This window comes from Nocardia sp. Root136 (assembly GCF_001427185.1).
Taxonomy (GTDB): domain Bacteria; phylum Actinomycetota; class Actinomycetes; order Mycobacteriales; family Mycobacteriaceae; genus Nocardia; species Nocardia salmonicida.
Genome location: NZ_LMFE01000001.1, coordinates 2908598 through 2929429, shown reverse-complemented (window position 1 = coordinate 2929429; position 20832 = coordinate 2908598). Strand labels below are relative to the sequence as shown.

Here is a 20832-nt window from a genome sequence, read left to right as displayed (position 1 = left end):
ACTTTGCCAGGAATTGACCGTCAACCAACCGTTGACGCCCACGAATCGTCAACCTACAGTTGACGCATGAGCACTCCGAACTTTCGCCTCGACGACCTCATCGACGGCATCAAAAAGGCCCGCCCCGACAACGTCCTCGACCAACTCTCCGACGCCGTGGTCGCCGCCAATCACCTCGGCGAAACCGCTGATCACCTGATCGGCCACTTCGTCGACCAGGCGCGCCGCTCCGGCGCCTCCTGGACCGATATCGGCGCCAGCATGGGCGTCAGTAAGCAGGCCGTCCAGAAACGGTTCGTGCCCAAGGGGCCGAGCGACACGGCCGCGATGGATCCGCAGGCCGGTTTCGCCAAGTTCACCGACCGGGCCCGGCAGGTGGTCGTCGGCTCCCAGGAGGCGGCCCGCGCCTCGGGGAGTAGTCAGATCGCCCTCGGGCACCTGATTCTCGGACTGATCGGTCAGTCGGAAGGTCTGGCCGCCAAGGAGATCGTCGCCAGGGGCGTCACGCTGGACGCGGTGCGCGATGCCGCGACCGCCTCGTTGCCCGCCGCCGACGGTGACGTGCCCGCTCTCATCCCGTTCGACGGCGACACGAAGAAGGTACTCGAGCTCACCTTTCGCGAGGCGCTGCGCCTCGGCCACAACTACATCGGCACCGAGCACATCCTGTTGGCTCTGCTGGAACAGGAGAACGGCGCGGGCGTACTCAGCGGTCTGGGCCTTGACAAGGCCGTCGTCGAGGCCGAACTCGTCGAGTTGCTGAATCAGTTCCTGGCTTCGGTGCAGGACGAGGCATGAGAGGCGGTCGCGCCCGGTATGTCCCGCGCGTCGGGCGCGACCTTGCACTCTCACCACCTGAGTGCTAAAAATGGCTTGGCACTCGTCACTGTTGAGTGCCAGGTCGGGACGGTGAGATCGGGTTCCATCGACACCCTCGGTCGTCCGTCGCGGGCACCTCCTGGCCAGCGTACTTTGGGGCGATCCAACCTGTGGTCGTCTCGTGTGTCAGCCATAGACATGTGGAGGATCTCAACGCAATGGCCAAGACAATTGCGTACGACGAAGAGGCCCGTCGCGGTCTCGAGCGGGGTCTGAACGCCCTCGCCGACGCTGTCAAGGTGACGCTGGGCCCGAAGGGTCGCAACGTCGTGCTCGAGAAGAAGTGGGGCGCCCCCACGATCACCAACGATGGTGTTTCCATCGCCAAGGAGATCGACCTCGAGGACCCGTACGAGAAGATCGGCGCCGAGCTGGTCAAGGAAGTCGCCAAGAAGACGGACGACGTCGCCGGCGACGGTACGACCACCGCTACCGTGCTCGCCCAGGCGCTCGTGCGTGAAGGTCTGCGCAACGTCGCGGCCGGCGCGAACCCGCTCGGCCTGAAGCGTGGCATCGAGAAGGCCGTCGAGGCCGTCACCGCCAAGCTGCTCGACACCGCCAAGGAGATCGACACCAAGGAGCAGATCGCTGCTACCGCTGGTATCTCCGCGGGCGACCCGGCCATCGGCCAGCTCATCGCCGAGGCGATGGACAAGGTCGGCAAGGAAGGTGTCATCACCGTCGAGGAGAGCAACACCTTCGGGCTCCAGCTGGAGCTCACCGAGGGCATGCGCTTCGACAAGGGCTACATCTCCGGTTACTTCGTGACCGACCCCGAGCGTCAGGAAGCGGTCCTCGAGGATCCGTACATCCTGCTCGTGTCGTCGAAGATCTCGACCGTGAAGGACCTGCTGCCGCTGCTGGAGAAGGTCATCCAGGCCGGCAAGCCGCTGCTGATCATCGCCGAGGACGTCGAGGGTGAAGCCCTGTCGACCCTGGTCGTGAACAAGATCCGTGGCACCTTCAAGTCCGTCGCCGTCAAGGCGCCCGGCTTCGGTGACCGTCGCAAGGCCCAGCTGGCCGATATCGCCATCCTCACCGGTGGCGAGGTCATCAGCGAAGAGGTCGGCCTCTCCCTGGAGACCGCAGGCATCGAGCTGCTCGGCACCGCGCGCAAGGTCGTCATCACCAAGGACGAGACCACCATCGTCGAGGGTGCGGGCGACGCGGAGGCCATCAAGGGCCGCGTGGCGCAGATCCGCGCCGAGATCGAGTCCTCGGATTCGGACTACGACCGTGAGAAGCTGCAGGAACGTCTGGCCAAGCTGGCCGGCGGCGTTGCGGTGATCAAGGCCGGTGCCGCTACCGAGGTCGAGCTCAAGGAGCGCAAGCACCGCATCGAAGATGCCGTGCGCAACGCCAAGGCCGCCGTCGAAGAGGGCATCGTTGCCGGTGGTGGCGTCGCGCTGCTGCAGGCCGCCCCCGCGCTCGACGGCTTCAGCGGTCTGACCGCTGACGAGGCGACCGGTGTCAACATCGTGCGCGTCGCGCTGTCGGCTCCGCTCAAGCAGATCGCCTTCAACGCGGGCCTCGAGCCCGGCGTCGTGGCCGAGAAGGTCTCCAACCTCCCCGAGGGCGAAGGCCTGAACGCCGACACCGGTGTCTACGAGAACCTGCTGGCCGCCGGCGTTGCCGACCCGGTCAAGGTCACCCGCTCGGCCCTGCAGAACGCGGCCTCCATCGCCGCGCTCTTCCTCACCACCGAGGCAGTAGTCGCCGACAAGCCGGAGAAGTCCGCCCCCGCAGGCGGCGACCCCACCGGCGGCATGGGCGGCATGGACTTCTGATCTCCTGATCAGTAAGTTCCACGCAAGCCACGAAGGCCGGTCCACCATTCGGTGGACCGGCCTTCGTCATGAAATGGGGCTGATCAGTTGAGCGGGTATTCACTGAACTACTTTCGAACTACGCGTACGCTGGTGGCATGGCTACTCGCACCTTCCCGTTCTCGACGCTGATCAACAAGCAGACCAGTGTTTTCCCCGCGCTCGCCGACGCTGATGTCATCCTCGAGCGCCGTGATGCCGAGAATCTGGTGCTGATGCGGTCGGAGCGGTTCGAGGCAATGGTGAAGGGCCTCGGGCTTGCTGCCCGCTCGCTCGCGATCATCGCGAAGGCGAACCGGCCGCTGGCGGAAGAAGTCTTTGCCGAGGAGCTCCCGTGGTTGACGTGGCTGCCGGCCGAAGCCCGGCCCGAATGCATCAGCGAGCTCCTCGATCACCTCTTGGCAGGTGCGGAAACCGGCCTGCTCCTACCGTTTTCGCGGGCGCTACGAGAGTGGCAGTCGACCGCCGAGATCTACTCCGATCCGGAACTGGCACGTCGACTGCGCGGCCCGTTCGACACGGAGGATTCGATCGCCGTGCCACGTCCCGGCGGTGGGGATGCCTGAGCTCCGGCGAGGCGACGAGATCCGCCGCCCTACGCCGTCGATGACGAGACCCGAACGCTGTGGATCACTCACGCAGGTACTGGTCATCCGAAGCAGACCGACCGACGCAAATAGGGCGACAAACGGGTTCATATCGAGCGGGTCGGACCGCCGCCGACAGATCATTCGATTGCTGAAACGAGTCTGCGAAACTAGGCCACTGGTGTGAGGCGGAGGCGCTCGGCCAGCTCGTTGAAGATGTAGAAGTTGGGGATGGTGCTGACGGGGGCCAGGGACATCCATATGCCGGAGAGTTTGATGCGGATGTGGCCGCTGCGGGCGTCGATGAGTTGGATGTCTTCCCAGGGCAGGGCTTCTTCGCGGAAGGTGAGGGCGTCCAGGGAGAGGGAGAGTTCGCCGAACGGGACGGTTTCGCCGTTGTCGATGGCGGCTACCGCGGCGGGGAGTTGGGTTGCGGTGACGGCGGATTGGATGGCGCGGGCCCATTCGCGGGCGCGGGCGAAACCCTCTTCGTCGATGGTGGCTTCGACGCCGCCGGGGCCCGACAGTTCCAGCAGGTAGGTGACGGGGGTTGTGTCGTGGAAGGGGATGGCCTGCTGACGCACTTCGGTGCTGTCCCAACGGAATCCGGCCACGCGTTGACCAGAGCGGTAGACGGTGACGCCGTGGTCGAACAGATCGATGCGGGCGGCGCGGTTCTGCCGGTTGATCACGCCGCGGCGCAGCGCGAGCAATACGGGCGCGGCGGCGATCACGAGCAGGGAGACACCACCTTGCCATCCGCCGACGGCCGCGACGATGACGCCGATGGTGGCGATGCAGCCCGCCACGATGCCGCAGCCGCGTACGAAGGTGTCGTCGGCGGGGGTGGCGAGAAAGGTGTCACGGTGCGCGCCCAGGTGCTGATACTCCGCCATCAGGTGTATCAGTTGGGTCAACGGCACCGCATGCCGAGTATCGGCTACGTCCTCCGGCCTGTTCGGAGTGATCACTCGTCCCTCCAAGAGGCGTTTTCATCCGCGGCGAAGCGTATGCGACCGGGCGGAATATTGCCACCGGTATGGATCGGAAATTCTGGCCACGACCGGGCGGAATGGCTCACCCGATGGCGAAAGCGACGAAGAACCCCGCCACAGTTGCCCTCGACACCGAATCCGCGAAACCGTTGCCCGGCAACGTCACCGCGACGCGGCCGAAATGCCGGGAACGCTCCGTGACTGTGCCGGTTAGGGTGGTTGACGTGTTGTTTCTGGACGAGGGTGAACCCACCGCGCCGGCGATCGTGTTCATCCACGGCATCCCGGGCTCGGTCGACTGGTTCGCTGCCGCCGCCGAGCGGATGACCGCTTTTCGGGTGATCCGAGTCGATATGCACGAGCTCGGCGCCGACGGCGACTTCAGCGCCGCGGCCCGCGTGGCCCCGCTCATCACTCTCATGGACGATCTGGACCTCACCGACGTGACAGCGGTCGGCCACTCGTTCGGCGCCGAGATCGCCTTGGAACTCGCCGCCGTCTCCCACCGCGTTGCCCGCGTGGTGGTCGTCGGCCAGGCCCCTGACTACCAGGCCGCCAGGATCCCGACGGCCGCGAAATGGGTTGTCCGCCCGTGGGCTGTGCGCCTGGCGCAGCGGTGGACACCGGGGCCGGTGATCCGCCTGGCGAGCCGGTCGGCCTTCGCTCCCCGCTTCCGCTACGACTCGGCGCCCGGGCTGGCCGAGGCGCTGGTGCGCGACTTCCGCGCCACCCTCCCCACGGGACTCGCCTACGCGGTGGGCGCCCGAGCCGACGACTTCGCCGAGAAACCCCTCGATACCCGCGTGCGGGCGCTCGACCAGCCCGTCCTCGCCATCCACGGCCGCCACGACCACCTCTACGACAGCGCCGAAACCCTCGCCCGCTTCGCCGCCGCGGGCGCCGACACCCACCTCGTCGAACACGCGGGCCACTCCCCGCAAGTCGAGCAACCGGACGAATTCGTCTCCGTCGTGGGCGAATTCATCGCTAGAACCCGGTGACCGCCGAAACCACGAATGTTCCCGGCGTGCCCGTCTGACCCAGCGGCCCGCCCTTGTCGAACTGCGACGACACGATCAGTGCCCGCTCGCCCGAATGCGCCATCGTCGTAGGAACATTCAGCGCGGGATCGTGGAATTCGCCGGTGCGGGTAGCGGTGGCGCCGTTGTCGGTGAGGGCCCAGCGGCTGATGGTGTTGTCGAGGTTGTGGACTATCCACAGCGTGTTGTCGCGCAGGTCCAGCCCGTCGCCGTGGCGTGCGTCGCCACCGGTCAGCACTACCTTCCGGATCGGATCCGCGCCGCCGGTGAGGTCGATGCGGTACAGCTCGGCCGCTGACATGGCGACGACGATCAGAAACTCGCCGGCCGGGTCGGCGACAATGCCGTTGAGCTCGAACGCCTTCGGGTCGCGCGGCCCGAGCGCGGTGGTCAGGTCGTAGGCGACTGTCAGTTCACCCCCGCCGCCGATTACCGCCTTGTAGACCACATTTCGCATGCTGTCGGTCAGATAGGCCGACCCGTCCGCGCCGAAATCCAGGTCGTTGACGAAACGCGGTGCGTCACCGGGCACTGCGAAGCGCGCGAGCAGCGCTCGTGATCCGGTGTCGTAAACACTCACGCCCACACCCGAATCGATCACCCACAGTCGACCGCTTCGATCGACCTTCACGCCGTTCGCCGTCTTCCTGCCGTCGGCGCCCGCGGGCAGGAACACCTCGGCGCGCGCAGCGTCGGCGGCAGCCCGATACACCGCGCCGTCGGCGAACGACCCGACGTAGGTGTCACCGTTGCGCGCGTCCACGCCGATGCCCTCCGGGTACACGGCATTGCCGGGCAGTTCGTACGCGGTGCTCAGCGTGGGTGTGGCGGGCGAGGTCCCGCAGGCGGCCAGAGTCAAGCAAGCGGCGGCAGCGGCAACAGTTCTCAACATGATGAAGCCTCTCAGTGACGTAATGTCAAGTATCAATCGATAGGCAGTAACCTAGATTAGAGTCGTTATGATCGTCAAGAGATTTACGAAGTGATGGGCGGATACCATGCAACGCATGACGTCCATGTCCGCCGCCGAGAGGCTCGGCACGTATATCAAGCGCGCCGAGCAAGCCCTGATCGCGACGAAGACGGCCGCGCTCAAACCCGCCGGGCTGACCGTCGCGCAGTACAGCGCGCTGCTGCACCTCGCGGAGAATCCGGGTATCTCGGCCGCAGCCCTGGCTCGGCTGGCCGGCGTCACCCCGCCGACGATGAACACCGTCCTGACCAACCTCCAGGACCGCGGCCTGGTGGACCGGACCCCGCACGAGTGGCACAAGAACGTGCTGGAAACCCGTCTCACCGAGGCGGGGCGGACGGTGATGAACGATGCCGATGTCCGCGCGATCGCGGTGGAGCGCGCCTTGGCCGAGCGATTCACCGCGACCGAACTGGCGGCGGTGCAGGAGCTGCTCACCCGCAGCACGCAGGCGCTCGACGAGATCCGCGACAACCTGGCATAACGAAAAAGAGCCCGCCGGATGATTCCGACGGGCTCACGCGATATTCGAGGTCAGCGCTCTGCGGCGACCTTCACCTTGCTCAGCGTTTCCTGCATACCCGAGACCAGATCGGCCTCGAACTTCTCCTCGCCGCCCATGGCGACCTTGATCGTTCCCCGCAGCCAGCCGGGCAGGCCCTTGGCGTCGACGGTGCGCGTCTCGACGACGCGGGTGCCGGTGGCGGTCGGCTCGAGCTCGTAGGCCCAGACCGTGCGGTTCTCGTTCATCCGGAACGCCAGCGCCTTGTTGGGCTCGAAGCGCACGATCCGCGAGGTGGTCGGGTAGACCTTCCAGCCGACCTTGTTGATGTTGACGGTGAACGCGCCGTCGCGAACGCCACCGACCGCGACCATCTTCAGCGTCGTGGGGCTGAGCTCAGGCATGCGGCGCAGGTCTGCGAGCACCGACCAGACTTTTTCCGGCGATGCGGCGATGTCGATGCTGGCTTCGAGAGTGTTCGGCAACGGTGCCTCCGGGGTATGCGTGACGGGCTGTCACGCTCAGCATAGGCACCGTGACCTCGGTCTACCTCCGCCCATGGTCGGATTTCTTGCAGGCTGCGCCGAACGTTGGTCAAAATAATTGCGCCCGACTATGTTTCGACAGAAGTCACATGGACCGGCTTACCGGGCGGCAACCCGCCCGTCGACCGCGGGGCGCTCCGGCCGACGTCGCCGTCGGGCGGCGCGAGCAGTACGCCGGTGTAGATCCCGACGATGGACCCGAGCGCGGGAAGGCCGCTGACGTGGAGCGGCGTCAACCGTGGGCCGCGCGGCAGCGCGACGAACGCGGTGAAGGCCGAGCCCGCCGCGCCCACCACGAACACGGCCTGCCGGCCGGAAACGTCGTCGACAAGCTGCGCGATCACCCCCATGCCGAGGAACGTCAGGTCCGATATCGAAGCCGTCAACCGCTAGGTCGCCCGTATGCCGATCCTCGCGCCCGGACTCGGCGCCGAGATCACCACAGGGGCGGACAAGGCCGTCACTGCCAGGCCCACGACGGTCACCGGGCGTCGTCCCCGGCGGTGCGACAGTGGGCCGGTGATCAGAAACCCTGCGCCGTAGGCGAGCTCGAAAGCAGTTGTTGTCCAGATCGCCGCGTCGCGGCAGGTACCCCACGCCGCGGCCGGGTCGCCGAGTATCGGCAGCGTCACCTAGGGCTTCCTGACGACGAGAATCCCTCCGGCACAGATTGTTGCGACTGTTCTTCCCGTCGGCGCCCACCCCCGTTCCCGTCACTTCAGTAGTCGGCGCCGAAGTCGGGCAGGCCCGGCTCGAACAGATCGAACGTGTCGACCCGCGATCCGGTGCCCTTCGCCGTGAGGGATTCGATGAAAGTGTTTGCGGTAGAGCGGGATCGGCTGAGTTCGCCCCGTGAGCAAGCATTGAGGTGTAGCAGAGTCGTCATGGGGACAGGAGTACCGAGCCCAGCGGCTGCCGACAATGATTTGTCGCACCCTGACGGTTACTTCCCGGTTCGACGGATGCGAGAACGGCGCATCGGTACACTCACGTTTCACATCGCGGTTGCCCTGGCGCGTCGACGACGAGCAGCGGCTGCTGGACGAGGGAACGACGGTACGGATCGGCGCACGCGGAACGGGAACGGTTGCGCGCGCTCGGATTCGGCGATGCCGATATTCACGGTCTCGTGCTGTCGACGCCTCGTTCGCGAATCGGCTCGTGCTCGGTCCGGGCGCGCCCTGAGTTCCTTGGTCTTGTGCCCCGTGACAAAAAATTCTAGAAAATTCCTTTAAAACACCCTCGCTTCACATTCTGTCTGGGTATCGTCCGAGATGGCAAATGGCCAGTGACAACGAAGTCACAAAACATCGACTTGGAGTGACACATGCTTTACAACATCACGGATGACAGCAGCGACGGCAACATCCTGACCCTGCTGCTCGGCCTGCTCACCAGCTCGCTGAGCACCGGTTCGGTGCAGGGCTCGGGCAACTGAGCCGTCTGTAGCCAACTTTCGGCTAACGCGCGGTTGGCCGATTGGGCAGCCGAAGGGCCTGATCCATGACGAGGGGATCAGGCCCTTCGGTATTGTCAGCGACAATGTCACAGGATGCGAATACGGGACGAATGTATGCCGGGCAACCCGTAGAGGACCGGCAACGCCAGCGGCGTGCGCGTTTTCTGGAGTCAGGCCTTACGGTCTTCGCGCGCGACGGGTACGCAAACAGTTCGGTCGGCGCCATCTGTAAGGACGCGGGACTATCGTCTCGGCAGTTCTACGAGGAGTTCACCGGCCGCGAATCTCTGCTGCTGGAGCTGTACGAGCAGATCGACCGACATTCGCGCGAGGCGGTGGCTACCGCCCTCGAGGACAAGGCCGAGGCGACCGTGCTCGAGCAGATCGACGCGGCCGTGCGGGCCTACGTCGAGTCGATCGGCACCGATCCCCGCAAGGCGCGGGTGGCGCTGGTCGAAGTGGTCGGAGCAGGCCCCAAGGTCGAGAAGTTCCGTCTCGAACTGCGTCGCGTGTGGGGGTCACTGCTGGCCAGTGCCGCCGAAGACGCGGCCATGCACGGCGAAATCCCGCCCGGCGACTACGAACTGCGGGTACTCGCGGTCATCGGCGCGGTGAACTATGTCGTCGACGGCTGGAGCGGCAGCGACCCGCGGCCTCCGCTCGACGAGGTGATCAAGGTGCTGAGCCGGGTGATCCTGGGCGCGGTCGGGGCTTGATGGCCCGGGTCGAGATCGTCGAGATCCAGGTACCCGACGGCAGCACCCTGCCGGTGCGGCTCATTCCGGCCACCGGCGCCCACCGGCATCCGGTCACCCCGGACGCGCCACGCGCGGTCGTGGTGATCGTGCCCGGCCTAGCGGTGCCGGGGGAGTTCTACGAGTACTTCGGACACCGGCTGGCCGCCCGCGGATTCGATGTCGCCATCGGCGAACTGCGTGGTCAGAGTGAGAGCACGCGTCGTCCCGACGCCGAAAGCACCTACGGCTACCACGAACTGGTCTCGGTGGACTTTCCGGCGATGCTGGCCGCGGTGCGCAACCGGTTCCCGGCCAGCACGCCGTACCTGCTCGGGCACAGCATGGGCGGCCAGCTCGCGTCGATGTACGCGGCCAGGGTGCGCGGCAGGCTCGGCGGCTTGATCCTGGTCGCTTCCGGGACGCCGTATTTCCGTGGGTATCGCGGTGTCTTCGGGCCGGGCGTGCTGGTGGGCACCGCGGCGGTGGCGGTCGCGTCGAACCTGGCCGGGTTCTGGCCGGGGGACCTGCTCGGCAAGCGCGCGTACGGCAGGCAGTCCAAAGTGCTCATGTCGGATTGGGCCAGGCTGGCCCGCACCGGGCGCTTCGTGCCCGTCGGCGCCGATATCGACTACGACGAGCGGATGTCGCGGCTGAAGTTTCCGGTCCTGTCGATCACCATCGCCGGTGACGACCTGGCCCCGCAGACCTCCGCCGACCACCTGCTCGGCAAGCTGCCCGGCACGCAGGTGACCCGGTGGTTCCAGCCGGAGGCCCTGGGGCACAACGGCTGGATCACCAATCCGGACTCCACCGTCGACACGGTGGAGAAGTGGCTGCGCGACCGCTGAGGATCAGGCCGAGCGGCGGCCCTCGATCAGCATCTGGATGAAGAATTCGTAGACCAGCGCGGACAGGTAGGCCGACTGCTTGTTGTCGGCGGCGCCGCCGTGACCACCCTCGATGTTCTCGTAGTACCAAACAGTGCGATCTTGCGACTCCAAGAGCGCGGCCATCTTTCGCGCATGGCCGGGATGGACCCGGTCGTCGCGAGTGGAGGTGGCGAGCAGGATCGGCGGGTACTGCTTGCCGGGGTCGGTGTTCTGATACGGCGAGTACTCGCTGAGGTAGGCCCATTCCTCCGGCTTGTCCGGGTCACCGTATTCGGCGACCCACGACGCACCGGCCAGCAGCAGGTGATAGCGCTTCATGTCCAGCAGCGGGACCTGGCAGACGATGGCGCCGAACAGTTCCGGGTAGCGGGTGAGCATCACGCCCATCAGCAGCCCGCCGTTGCTGCCGCCGATCGCGCCGAGCCGGTCGGGGGTGGTGATGCCGCGGGCCACGAGGTCGCGGGCGACCGAGGCGAAGTCCTCGAACGCGCGGTGGCGGTGCTCTTTCAGTGCGGCAGTGTGCCATTCGGGGCCGTACTCGCCGCCGCCGCGAATGTTGGTCATCACGTAGGTGCCGCCACGTTCGAGCCAGTTCATGCCCGCCGAGCCGAGATAGGCGGGGGTCTTGGAGATCTCGAAGCCGCCGTACCCGTTCATGATCGTCGGTCCCGGTGTGCCGCGCCGGTCGCGATGGCGGATCACGAAGTAGGGCACCGCGGTTCCGTCGTCGGAGGTGGCGAAGAACTGTTCGGTCTCGATGCCGGTGGCGTCGAAGTAGCCGGGCGCCTGCTTCAAGGTCACTGCGGTTTCACCGATGGCGCTGCTGAGCAGGGTGGTCGGGGTGGTGAAACCGGTGGTGGTGAGCATGAATTCGTCGCCACCCTCCAGCGGGTCCAGGTTGGCCACCGAGGTGGACGACATGGCGGGGGAATCGGTGAGCGCACTGGCGGCCCAGCCGTCCGGGCCGGGGGTGAGCACGCGGAATCCGGTCTGCACGTCCTGCAAAGTGGTCAGGATCAGGTGGTTCTCGGTCCATCCCCACGATTCCAGTGAGGTGTGCGGATCCGGTGTGAAGAGGACGTCGAATTCTCTGCCACCGGCGAGGAAGTCGTTCAGGTCGGTGACCAGCAGACTGCCGGGCGCGTAGGTGGTCTGGGCCGGAGTCCACTCGGTCTTCAAGCGCACCAGCAGCCAGTCGCGGTACCAGTCGACGTCGGCGTCGGTGGGGGTTTCGATCAGGCGCCACGCGCCGTCTTCCAGCAGGGACACCTCACTGTTGAAGAAGTCCGTCGACCGATGCAGATAGTGCCGCTCGTAGCCGGGGTGGCGGTCGTAGCCCGCGCCGATCGAGACATCGCTCGGCTTGCCCTCGTACACCGTGTCGGCGGTGGACAACGCGGTGCCGCGTCGCCAGCGCTTGGCGATGCGCGGGTAGCCGGAGTCGGTGAGCGATCCGGGTCCGAAATCGGTGCCGAGGTAGACGGTGTCGGCGTCGATCCAGCCGATGCGCGACTTGGCCTCCGGCAAGTAGAACCCGCCGTCCTCGGGGGCGATGAATTGCCTGGTGGTCAGGTCGAATTCGCGTTCGACGGTGGCGTCGGCGCCGCCGCGGGACAGATGGATGATGGCGCGTTCCTGCGACGGACGCAGCACGGCGGCGCCCGCCCACACCCAGTTCTCGCCGTCCGCCTCGGCCAGCGCGTCGACGTCGATCAGCACGTCCCACTCGGGCTCGTCGGTGGCGTAGGACTCGAATGTCGTGCGCCGCCACAGCCCGCGCTGATGCTGCGCGTCACGCCAGAAGTTGTACAGCCACGGCCCCCGCCGGCCGGGGTAGGCGATCTTGGTGTCGTCGTCGAGCATCGCCAGTACGCGACGCTCCATATCGGCGAATCGGTCGGTGGCCGCGAACCGCCGCCCCACCACCTCGTTGCGGGCGCGCGCCCAGTCCAGCGCGCCCTCGTCGGTCACGTCCTCGAGCCAAAGATAGGGATCGGTCACGTTCTGCTCAACGCCGCTCATCCCCACATTGTTGCCGATGTGAGGATTCGCATGTCGCGCGAGCCGTCACCAGTGGTGGGCGACGTCCACGACTACGCGGGCCGGGCCGTCGAGCGTGCTCACGCGGAAGGGTAGGCGGGCGCGGACGCCGAGGCCGAAAGTGCTCTGGCCTTCGAAGGAGCCGGCGAACGCGGCTTGTCGGAAGGTCGGGTAGCCGTTCACGCCGACGAGCTCGGTGCGGCTCGGCGGGTTGTAGGTGCTGTTGCCCGCGTTGTCGTAGGCGGGGGCCATGACGGCGATCTGCAAGAACGCGCCACCGCGGAGTGGGACAGCGGCGCCGGAGCCGTCCTGGGTGACCGTGCCGACGTAACCGACGCGGTAACCGGCGGTGGGCCCGGACAGATCGATGACCAGGCGGTCGAAGCACTCGTGGCGGCCCGCGCGGACGTCGGCGACGGTGGCGCCCGAGTAGTTCGATGTCGATTGGTCCTGTGAGCTCCAGGCGAGACCGCAGTAGGAGGGGGTGGCGGACGCGGGCAGAGTGGACAGCCCGAGGCAGGTCGCGAGGGAGGCGAGGAGGACGAGGACGCGACGCATGTCGCACCGCCTTTGGATCAGGGGGCAATGGTCGGGGACGCAGTACTGACTTATCGACGAATCAGACATCGCGTTAACGTCGGTCCGGCGTCGGATGTGCCGCGAAACGTACGATCACAGGTCACGAATCAACCGGAGGTGGATGTGTTCCTGTGGGAGCAGCACTGTTGTCTGCCGTTGCGGCCCACGGCCAGGGTCGCGGAGCTGGCTCGGTACCCGGCGGGGTCGTATCTGTCGGTCAACGTCGGGTACTCGGCGCAGACCAAGGATGATTCGCTGGCCTTGCTGCGGCAGTTCCGGGACGAGGCCGCGGCGGATTCGCGGTTTCGGTTGGTCGACCGAGTGGGCGATATCGGTGCGCCCGAGGTGATCTCGTTGGCCTTCGACCTCGAGGATTCCGGGCCACTCGACGGTGATCTCGACACTGTGGAACTGTTCTACGAGCTCGGCGTTCGCTCGCTGCTGCCCACCTACAACCACGCGAACGCGGCGGGCTGCGGTTGCCTCGACAGCGACGACACCGGGCTGACCGGATACGGAAAAGACTTGGTGCGCAAGCTCAACGAGGTCGGCATGTTCGCCGACGGCTCGCACTGCTCGCGCCGCACCGGCCTCGACATCGCCACCCACACCTCGGTTCCGATGATCTACAGCCACTCCAATTTCGCCGCGCTGTGGGACCACCCGCGCAATATCACCGACGAGCAGGCACGCGCGTGCGCCGCCACCGGTGGGGTGATCGGCATCAACGGCGTCGGAATCTTCCTCGGCCGCAACGAGCCCGCCGCGCGCGCCGAGCGGGTCGCGGCGACAGCCGACCACATTCGATACGGCGTCGACCTGGTCGGGATCGACCACATCGGGATCGGGTCGGACTATTCGTTCGACGGTCAGGAGTTCAACGACGAGATCCGCGACAACCCGAGCGCGTTCTCCGACTCGTACACGAAATGGGGCCCGCTGCAATGGACTCCGCCCGAGGACCTGCTCGGCGAATCCGACGTGCCCGGGCTGGACGAGCTCCTCGCGGCCCGTGGTTTCACCCCTGTCGAGCGCGCGGCGATCTTCGGCGGCAACTTCGCCAGGGCCGCGAGCCACGTCTGGCGTGAGTGACCTTTCGCCCCGCCGGACCGAGGATTTCGGTGCGCGGCGGGGCGTTCGGGTTCAGGCGAGGTGAACGAGCATTTTGCCGGTGTTGGCGCCGGTGAGAACGCCGAGGAACGCGGCGGGCGCCTGGTCGAGTCCGTCGTAGACGGTTTCGGCGGTGTGCAGGGCGCCGTCGGCGAGCCAGCCCGCGGCCTTGGCGATGTACTCGCCGAAGATCGGGAAGTAGCTGGTGACCAGCATGCCGCGCAGAGTGATCTCCTTCGTCGCCGCGAGGTAGAGATCGGGGGTCTGCCCGGTGGTGGCGCCGTTGTAGCCGCTGATCGCGCCGACCAGGGCGATCCGGCCGTGCTGGTTGAGCGCCTCGATGGCGACCTTCAGGTGTTCGCCGCCGACACTGTCGAGGTAGACATCGATGCCATCGGGTGCGGCCGCCGCGAGCTGACCATCGAGATCGCCGGCCCGGTAGTCGATCGCCGCGTCGAAACCGAACTCTTCGAGCAGCTTTCGGGCCTTGACGGGACCACCGGCCGAGCCGATCACCCGCTTCGCGCCGAGCGCCTTGGCGATCTGGCCCGCCACGCTGCCGACCGCTCCCGCTGCCGCCGAGATGAACACGGTGTCGCCGGGCTCGACCCGGGCGACGTCGGTGAGCGCGGCGTAGGCGGTGAGTCCCGTGGTGCCGAGCACGCTCAGGAAGTGCTGCGGTGCGGCGAGTTCGGGGTCGACGGGGGTGGCCGTCGCGGCGTCGACGATGGCGTGTTCGCGCCATCCGGCGAAGTGCGTGACCGTGGCGCCGACCGCGATATCGGCTGAGCGGGAAGCGATCACCTCGCCGATCGCCGAACCGTCCAGGGCCGCACCGAGTTCGAAGGGCGGGATGTAGGACGCCTTGTCGTCCATCCGGCCGCGCATGTACGGATCGACCGACATCCAGGTGTTGCGGACCAGGATCTGGCCCTCGGCGAGTTCCGGCAGCTCCCGCTCCACCAGGGCGAAATCGCCGGCGACCGGTGCGCCGTTCGGGCGGGAGGCGAGGTGGATCTCGCGGGTGAAGGTGGGCAGTGCGCGGGTGGCCGTGTTCGACATGATCGAGCCTTCTTTCGAGGTCAGCCGGTGTTTCTCGCCGGTGATGACTACGTTATGGCGGCCGGGACCTCGCTCCCAGGTCCGCGGACGCCACCACCCGGTCCGTTCACGCCATGGTGGGCGCGCTCACCCCGCGCGCGAGGCGGTCGGTGTGGTGCCGGTCCATCGGTGGAAGGCCTTGCGCAGGGCGCGGTCGTCGGTGAAGGCGAGGCGCTGGGCGATGGTGGCGGTGCTGTGGCCTCGGTCGAGCAGAATTCTCGCGCGTTCGTGGCGGAGCAGGTCGAGCTCGTCGCGCCAGGAGGTGCCGTGTTCGGCGAGATGACGTTGCAGGGTGCGCTGGCTCATGGCAAGGCTTTTCGCGACGCGGGGCAGAGCTGGGTCGCCCGCGTCCAGTGCCGCGCCGAGGGCGATGCGAAAGGCATCGAGGGGGTCGGCGATCGGGCGGGCGGAGGCGAGGACCAGGTCGGCGTGGCTGCGCATCAAGTCGGCCAGCATCGGATCGGCGCGGGCCAGTGGTGCGTTGGCGTCGTCGGCGTGGAAGGTGATCGAATCCGCCTCGGCCTCGAATTCGATGTCGGCGGTGCCGAATACGGCGACCAGCCCGGTGTGGTCGGCCGGTGCGGCGTGGCCGAAGCTCACCCGGATGGGCACGAGCGGGCGACCGATCGCCTCGCGCGCACGGCGTAGGTAGTAGGCGAGCACGTATTCGTTGACCACCGAGGCCACTGCCGGATCATCGGCCGAGGTCCGGTAGCCGATGGTGAGATCCCCGTCGCCGGACAGGTCGAAACCCTCGGTCGCCGCGGTCACCAGGCGGTGATAGGGCTGGGCCGCGCGCAGCGAATCCGCCAGTGTCTCGCCGGTTGTCACCAGGTAGTCCCAGGTGTTGAGCGAGCCGAGCGGCGCAGCCGCGGCGATCGCGGCCCCCGATCCCGCACCGGGTCGCGCCTGTGCGATCAACTCCCACAACCGGAGCAGCGAACTCATCGGGATCCGGTTGAGCTCACCGCGCAGAACCACCTCGTCGGTACCGGCCACGCGGGCCAGTTGGTCCTCGGCCGCACCCGCCTGCCTGGCTGCCTGCACGAGCAACCGGACGAGATGGGTCGACGCCGTGCCGTCGAGCCGGCTGCCGATTCCGCCCGCCGACCCAGCACCGCTCACCTTCTCGACAGTACTGGCGCCACAGCGACCAGCGGCCGGTCGAGGGCACATCTCACCTATAGGGGGGACGGGTGGGTGAACTCCCCGAAACAGAGTTAGGCTCGGTGACGTGACTTCCCACTACGATGTCGTCGTTCTCGGCGCTGGTCCCGGCGGATATGTCGCCGCGATCCGTGCCGCTCAACTCGGCCTGCGAACAGCGATTGTCGAGCAGAAATACTGGGGTGGCGTGTGCCTGAACGTGGGCTGCATCCCGTCCAAGGCACTGCTGCGCAACGCCGAGCTGGCCCATATCTTCCACAAGGAGGCCAAGACCTTCGGCATCTCCGGTGAGGTCAGCTTCGACTTCGGCGCCGCCTTCGATCGCAGCCGCAAGGTGGCCGACGGCCGGGTCAAGGGCGTGCACTTCCTGATGAAGAAGAACAAGATCGACGAGTTCGACGGTCTCGGTACCTTCACCGGCCCGAACTCGATCGACGTCGCGCTCACCAAGGGCGGCGCCGAGACGATCACGTTCGACAATGCCATCATCGCCACCGGCACCACCACCAAGCTGCTGCCGGGCACCCAGCTCTCCGAGAACGTGGTCACCTACGAGGAGCAGATCCTCACCCGTGACCTACCGGGCTCGATCCTGATCGTCGGCGCCGGCGCCATCGGCATGGAGTTCGCCTACGTCCTCAAGAACTACGGCGTCGACGTGCGGATCGTGGAGTTCCTCGACCGCGCGCTGCCCAATGAGGACGCCGACGTCTCCAAGGAGATCACCAAGCAGTACAAGAAGCTCGGCGTCACCATCTCCACCGGTGCGGCCGTGCAGTCGATCGACGACGACGGCTCCAAGGTCACCGTCCAGATCAAGGACAACAAGTCCGGCGCGATCGAGACCGTCACCGTCGACAAGGTGCTGCAGGCTGTCGGCTTCGCACCGCGGGTGGAGGGCTACGGCCTGGAGACCACCGGTGTCGCGCTCACCGACCGTGGCGCCATCGAGATCGACGACTACATGCGCACCAACGTGGCGCACATCTACGCGATCGGTGACGTCACCGCCAAGCTGCAGCTCGCCCACGTGGCGGAGGCGCAGGGCGTGGTCGCGGCCGAGACCATCGGCGGCGCCGAGACGATGCCCCTCGGTGACTACCGGATGATGCCGCGCGCCACCTTCTGTCAGCCGCAGGTCGCCAGCTTCGGTCTCACCGAGCAGCAGGCCCGCGACGAGGGCTACGACGTGAAGGTCGCGAACTTCCCGTTCCAGGCCAACGGCAAGGCGCACGGCCTCGGCGATCCGACCGGCTTCGTGAAGCTGATCGCCGACGGCACGCACGGCGAACTGCTCGGTGGGCACCTGATCGGCCCCGACGTCTCCGAGCTGCTGCCGGAACTCACCCTCGCCCAGAAGTGGGACCTCACGGTCAACGAGGTGGCCCGCAATGTGCACACCCACCCGACGCTGAGCGAAGCGGTGCAGGAAGCGATCCACGGCCTCGCGGGGCACATGATCAACTTCTGAGATATCAGCCGACCGGGCCGGGTACGCGAATCGCGTGCCCGGCCTTTTGGTTTCTTTTCGGTCTTTTTCCGGGCGTTGATTTGGTGAATCAGGGTCTGTGGCCGATGATCGACATCACCTCCAGGTAGTTGTTCCACGCTCGTGTTCGACATATTTGTGTTCCATGAGATGGTCCCCTCACCCGGGCAGGCTCGCGGGTGGCGGGCACGGTTGAGAGGCAACGACTCGATGAGCAAGAGCATTCTCGGTTGGACAGCACGGATCGCGGCAACAGCCGCAGTCGCTGTGGCCGGACTCGGCACGGTGACACCGGCCGTCGCGGAACCTCTTTTCCCCGGTGGACCGGACGTTCCCGGTGTTCCCGCCATTGTTCCCACCGCATCGCCGTGCCCGGTCGTCGAAGCCAGGGCATGCCTGCGGCTGTCGACGAACGAGGCGTGGCTGGTCGACAACGGCCGGGTGATCTTCGGACCGACGCCGATTTCGCACGGTATGGCCGGATACGAAACGCCGCCCGCGGTGACCAAGATTTCCTTCAAGCGGGAATTCCACTGGAGCACGATGCACAATGCGCCGATGCGATGGGCGACCTTCTTCAACGGCGACATGGCATTCCACGTGGGACCGGTCGATTCGAAATCGCACGGCTGTGTCCGGATGACCGAAGACGGCGCCCACCGCTTCTTCGACTACCTGAAGCCGGGCGACGTCACCCAAGTTATCGCGTAGGTGCGCCGGTAACTCACCGGGCCGAGCAGACCCGGTGAGTTACCGTCTGTCCATGCGTCGTTGGCTGGTGGGTGGGATTCTCGGCATCGTGGTGGTTTCAGTGGTGGCGGTCGGCCTGTACGTGCTGATGAATTCGCGGACCTATCAGGTGGCGGGACGGCTGGTCGATCGCGTCGAGACCGACGAGAAGGTTGTCGCGTTGACCTTCGATGACGGCCCGACCGCGCGAACCCCGGAAGTGCTGCGAATACTAGGGGAATCGCAGGTTCGCGCGACTTTCTATCTGGTCGGCGACAACCTGGCCGCCCATCCCGAATACGGTGCGGCGATCGTGGCAGCGGGCCACGAGATCGGAAACCACTCCTATTCGCACCGGCGCATGGTGCTGGTCTCCGGTGGCACCGTGCGTGACGAGATCGAACGCACCGACGACGAGATCCGCCGCGCCGGGTATCCGGGACCGATCACTTTCCGCCCGCCCTACGGCAAAAAACTGTGGACGCTGCCGCGCTACCTCTCCGACCACGATCGCACCACCGTGACCTGGGACGTCGAGCCCGATTCCGCGGGTGGCGCGTCGCGCGCGGCCATCGTCGCCGATACCCTCGCCGAGACCAGGCCGGGCTCGATCATCTTGCTCCATGTCATGCACGGCGCAGAATCCCTTGCCTCGGTCCCCGAGATCGTCGACGGATTGCGTGCGCAGGGCTACCGATTCGTCACTGTCTCGGAGCTGCTCACGCGTTGAGCTGGTCCTGGCCGATGACACCGGCGCGGTGGTAGCTGTCCTGTGCCGCGCGGACGGTGTCCATATTGGATTCCAGCACGACGATCAGCGACCGCAGATGGTCGGCGACCTGCGCGCCCAGCTCGGTGAGGGTGTATTCGACGCGGGGCGGGATCGCTTCCAGCACCTCGCGATGAACCATGCCGTCGCGTTCCAGCGCCTGCAGGGTCTGCGAGAGCATGCGCTCGCTCACGCCGTCTACCCGGCGACGCAGGGCGCTGAATCGGACGGGACCGTCGCGCAGCGCGACCAAGGCCAGCACACCCCACCGCCCGGCGATGTTCTGCAGGACGGGCCGAGAGGTGCAATTGCGCGCGAAGACGTCGGCTTCCAGCGTGGGGTCGTGGTCTGCGGGCGTCTCTGACATGAGTCCATCGTACCCACTTGACGCAAGTGCCCGCTAAAGGCATAGTGCTTACTAATAGTTAGTACTTGTAGCGCTGGAGGTAGCAATGACCGTGGCAGTGACAGCAGCAGGCGGAAAGCTCGGCCGGTTGGTCGTGGAGGCCCTGCTCGCCGCAGGGGAGCGGCCCGTCGCGATCGTGCGCGATCCGCGGAAGGTGGCAGACCTGGCCGAGCGAGGCGCCGACGTTCGGCAGGCGTCCTACGACGATCCGGCGGCCCTCGATGCCGCCCTGGTGGGTGTAAATCGGGTGCTGCTGATCTCGGGCAATGAATTCGGCTCTCGAATTGCCCAGCACACCAATGTCATTCGTGCCGCCGAGCGCGCCGGTGTCGAACTGCTGGCCTACACCAGCATCCCCCGCGCCGACAGCAATCCGATGCTGCTGGCGGCCGAGCACCGAGGCACCGAAGAGGTGCTGGCCACCGCCACCGTGCCGACGGTGCTGCTGCGAAACAGCTGGTACTGGGAGAACTACGACGGCGCCGTCGCGAACGCGGCGGAGTCGGGCGTCCTGCACGGCGCGATGGCCACCGGTCGCGTCTCCGGCGCCGCACGGGCCGACTACGCCGAGGCTGCCGCGCGCGTGCTCACCGGCGCCGGGCACGAGGGCCGCGTCTACGAACTGGGTGGTGACGAGGCGCTGACCGGTGCTGACCTGGCGGCCGCGGTTTCCGAGGCGAAGGGCTCCACCGTCCGCTACGCAGACCTCGCCGAGGCCGACTATCTGGCGGCGCTGCGCGCGGCCGGCCTCGACGGCCAGATCGCCGCCGCCCTCGCCGACGCCGACGCCCGTATCGGCGAGGGCATGCTCGAGGTGAACACCGGCGACCTGACCAAACTCCTCGGCCGCCCGGCGACCTCCGCGTCCACGGTCTTCGCGCGGTAGAGGCGCCCTCGTGACGACAGCACATGGGTAACTCGCCGGGCACGGGCTAGCGGTCCTCACGCTTACCGTCGGCCGCCGATGGATCGTCCTGCGCGCCTGGATCTGGCTCGAAGTCGCGGGCAG

23 protein-coding genes are annotated in these 20832 nt (G+C 66.8%); 12 read left to right on the top strand and 11 right to left on the bottom strand.

Going from position 1 to position 20832, the window contains the following annotated elements; all coding sequences use genetic code 11:
• Positions 1-66: 66 nt before the first annotated feature.
• The 3 genes from ASD42_RS13430 to ASD42_RS13420 all read left to right on the top strand — a co-directional run bounded on the left by ASD42_RS13430 (position 67) and on the right by ASD42_RS13420 (position 3271).
• Positions 67-798, top strand: coding sequence for a Clp protease N-terminal domain-containing protein (locus tag ASD42_RS13430; RefSeq protein WP_056814780.1), 732 nt, complete (start codon positions 67-69; stop codon positions 796-798).
• A gap of 239 nt (positions 799-1037) precedes the next feature.
• On the top strand, positions 1038-2666 hold the full coding sequence (groL, locus tag ASD42_RS13425; protein ID WP_056816261.1) for a chaperonin GroEL: 1629 nt from the start codon (positions 1038-1040) through the stop codon (positions 2664-2666).
• 137 nt (positions 2667-2803) lie between these two features.
• Positions 2804-3271: a hypothetical protein gene (locus ASD42_RS13420; RefSeq protein WP_056814777.1), complete on the top strand. Its 468-nt coding sequence runs from the start codon at positions 2804-2806 to the stop codon at positions 3269-3271.
• Positions 3272-3462: 191 nt separating this feature from the next.
• Here ASD42_RS13420 and ASD42_RS13415 read toward each other — a convergent pair whose 3' ends face one another.
• Positions 3463-4263, bottom strand: a complete 801-nt coding sequence (locus ASD42_RS13415) for a DUF6585 family protein (RefSeq protein ID WP_235569400.1) — start codon at positions 4261-4263, stop codon at positions 3463-3465.
• 248 nt (positions 4264-4511) lie between these two features.
• Here ASD42_RS13415 and ASD42_RS13410 point away from each other — a divergent pair, with 248 nt between their 5' ends.
• The gene (locus tag ASD42_RS13410) at positions 4512-5288 is read left to right on the top strand and encodes an alpha/beta fold hydrolase (protein ID WP_162256202.1); all 777 of its coding nucleotides are present in this window, start codon (positions 4512-4514) and stop codon (positions 5286-5288) included.
• Here ASD42_RS13410 and ASD42_RS13405 read toward each other — a convergent pair.
• Complete coding sequence (locus ASD42_RS13405; protein ID WP_056814772.1) at positions 5275-6219, bottom strand: SMP-30/gluconolactonase/LRE family protein; 945 nt, start codon at positions 6217-6219, stop codon at positions 5275-5277. The genes ASD42_RS13410 and ASD42_RS13405 overlap by 14 nt on opposite strands.
• 115 nt (positions 6220-6334) lie before the next feature.
• Between ASD42_RS13405 and ASD42_RS13400 the strand changes: the two genes are divergently transcribed.
• Positions 6335-6784, top strand: a complete 450-nt coding sequence (locus tag ASD42_RS13400; protein WP_235569399.1) for a MarR family winged helix-turn-helix transcriptional regulator — start codon at positions 6335-6337, stop codon at positions 6782-6784.
• Positions 6785-6834: 50 nt separating this feature from the next.
• On the opposite strand, the gene ASD42_RS13395 is transcribed toward ASD42_RS13400, so the two are convergent.
• From ASD42_RS13395 to ASD42_RS34375, 4 genes are all read right to left on the bottom strand, one after another.
• Positions 6835-7287 carry an SRPBCC family protein gene (locus tag ASD42_RS13395; RefSeq protein WP_056814766.1) on the bottom strand — a complete coding sequence of 151 codons (453 nt, stop codon included), beginning with the start codon at positions 7285-7287 and terminating at the stop codon, positions 6835-6837.
• Between the two features lie 128 nt (positions 7288-7415).
• Positions 7416-7733 carry a hypothetical protein gene (locus ASD42_RS13390; RefSeq protein ID WP_156677435.1) on the bottom strand — a complete coding sequence of 106 codons (318 nt, stop codon included), beginning with the start codon at positions 7731-7733 and terminating at the stop codon, positions 7416-7418.
• Positions 7734-7736: 3 nt separating this feature from the next.
• The gene (locus ASD42_RS13385) at positions 7737-7979 is read right to left on the bottom strand and encodes a hypothetical protein (protein ID WP_056814757.1); all 243 of its coding nucleotides are present in this window, start codon (positions 7977-7979) and stop codon (positions 7737-7739) included.
• Positions 7980-8065: 86 nt separating this feature from the next.
• Positions 8066-8233: an NAD(P)H-dependent oxidoreductase gene (locus tag ASD42_RS34375; RefSeq protein WP_156677434.1), complete on the bottom strand. Its 168-nt coding sequence runs from the start codon at positions 8231-8233 to the stop codon at positions 8066-8068.
• 656 nt (positions 8234-8889) lie between these two features.
• Between ASD42_RS34375 and ASD42_RS13380 the strand changes: the two genes are divergently transcribed.
• Together ASD42_RS13380 and ASD42_RS13375 are read left to right on the top strand one after the other, a co-directional pair.
• Positions 8890-9522, top strand: coding sequence for a TetR/AcrR family transcriptional regulator (locus tag ASD42_RS13380; RefSeq protein ID WP_235569398.1), 633 nt, complete (start codon positions 8890-8892; stop codon positions 9520-9522).
• A complete protein-coding gene (locus tag ASD42_RS13375; protein WP_056814750.1) occupies positions 9522-10391 on the top strand; it encodes an alpha/beta hydrolase family protein in 870 nt (289 codons plus the stop codon). Before ASD42_RS13380 ends, ASD42_RS13375 begins: the two co-directional genes overlap by 1 nt.
• A gap of 3 nt (positions 10392-10394) precedes the next feature.
• On the opposite strand, the gene ASD42_RS13370 is transcribed toward ASD42_RS13375, so the two are convergent.
• Positions 10395-12455, bottom strand: coding sequence for a prolyl oligopeptidase family serine peptidase (locus ASD42_RS13370; RefSeq protein ID WP_056814748.1), 2061 nt, complete (start codon positions 12453-12455; stop codon positions 10395-10397).
• A 45-nt stretch (positions 12456-12500) separates the two neighbouring features.
• Positions 12501-13031, bottom strand: a complete 531-nt coding sequence (locus tag ASD42_RS13365; RefSeq protein WP_056814744.1) for an AMIN-like domain-containing (lipo)protein — start codon at positions 13029-13031, stop codon at positions 12501-12503.
• A 138-nt stretch (positions 13032-13169) separates the two neighbouring features.
• Here ASD42_RS13365 and ASD42_RS13360 point away from each other — a divergent pair, with 138 nt between their 5' ends.
• Positions 13170-14144, top strand: a complete 975-nt coding sequence (locus tag ASD42_RS13360; protein ID WP_056814741.1) for a dipeptidase — start codon at positions 13170-13172, stop codon at positions 14142-14144.
• Positions 14145-14195: 51 nt separating this feature from the next.
• Here ASD42_RS13360 and ASD42_RS13355 read toward each other — a convergent pair whose 3' ends face one another.
• Entirely contained in the window at positions 14196-15224 is a 1029-nt protein-coding gene (locus ASD42_RS13355; RefSeq protein ID WP_056814738.1) for an NADP-dependent oxidoreductase, read from the bottom strand.
• Between the two features lie 126 nt (positions 15225-15350).
• Entirely contained in the window at positions 15351-16388 is a 1038-nt protein-coding gene (locus tag ASD42_RS13350; RefSeq protein WP_056814734.1) for an AraC family transcriptional regulator, read from the bottom strand.
• A gap of 109 nt (positions 16389-16497) precedes the next feature.
• Here ASD42_RS13350 and lpdA point away from each other — a divergent pair, with 109 nt between their 5' ends.
• The 3 genes from lpdA to ASD42_RS13335 all read left to right on the top strand — a co-directional run bounded on the left by lpdA (position 16498) and on the right by ASD42_RS13335 (position 19378).
• Positions 16498-17901 (top strand): dihydrolipoyl dehydrogenase, encoded by a 1404-nt coding sequence (gene lpdA, locus ASD42_RS13345; RefSeq protein ID WP_056814731.1) that lies wholly within the window; start codon positions 16498-16500, stop codon positions 17899-17901.
• 228 nt (positions 17902-18129) lie between these two features.
• The gene (locus ASD42_RS13340; RefSeq protein WP_056814728.1) at positions 18130-18630 is read left to right on the top strand and encodes a L,D-transpeptidase; all 501 of its coding nucleotides are present in this window, start codon (positions 18130-18132) and stop codon (positions 18628-18630) included.
• Positions 18631-18682: 52 nt separating this feature from the next.
• Positions 18683-19378: a polysaccharide deacetylase family protein gene (locus tag ASD42_RS13335; RefSeq protein WP_056814725.1), complete on the top strand. Its 696-nt coding sequence runs from the start codon at positions 18683-18685 to the stop codon at positions 19376-19378.
• On the opposite strand, the gene ASD42_RS13330 is transcribed toward ASD42_RS13335, so the two are convergent.
• Positions 19368-19784, bottom strand: a complete 417-nt coding sequence (locus ASD42_RS13330) for a winged helix-turn-helix transcriptional regulator (RefSeq protein ID WP_056814722.1) — start codon at positions 19782-19784, stop codon at positions 19368-19370. The two genes, ASD42_RS13335 and ASD42_RS13330, sit on opposite strands and share 11 nt — an antisense overlap.
• An 85-nt stretch (positions 19785-19869) precedes the next feature.
• Between ASD42_RS13330 and ASD42_RS13325 the strand changes: the two genes are divergently transcribed.
• A complete protein-coding gene (locus ASD42_RS13325) occupies positions 19870-20709 on the top strand; it encodes an NmrA family NAD(P)-binding protein (RefSeq protein ID WP_056814719.1) in 840 nt (279 codons plus the stop codon).
• Positions 20710-20832 lie beyond the last annotated feature (123 nt).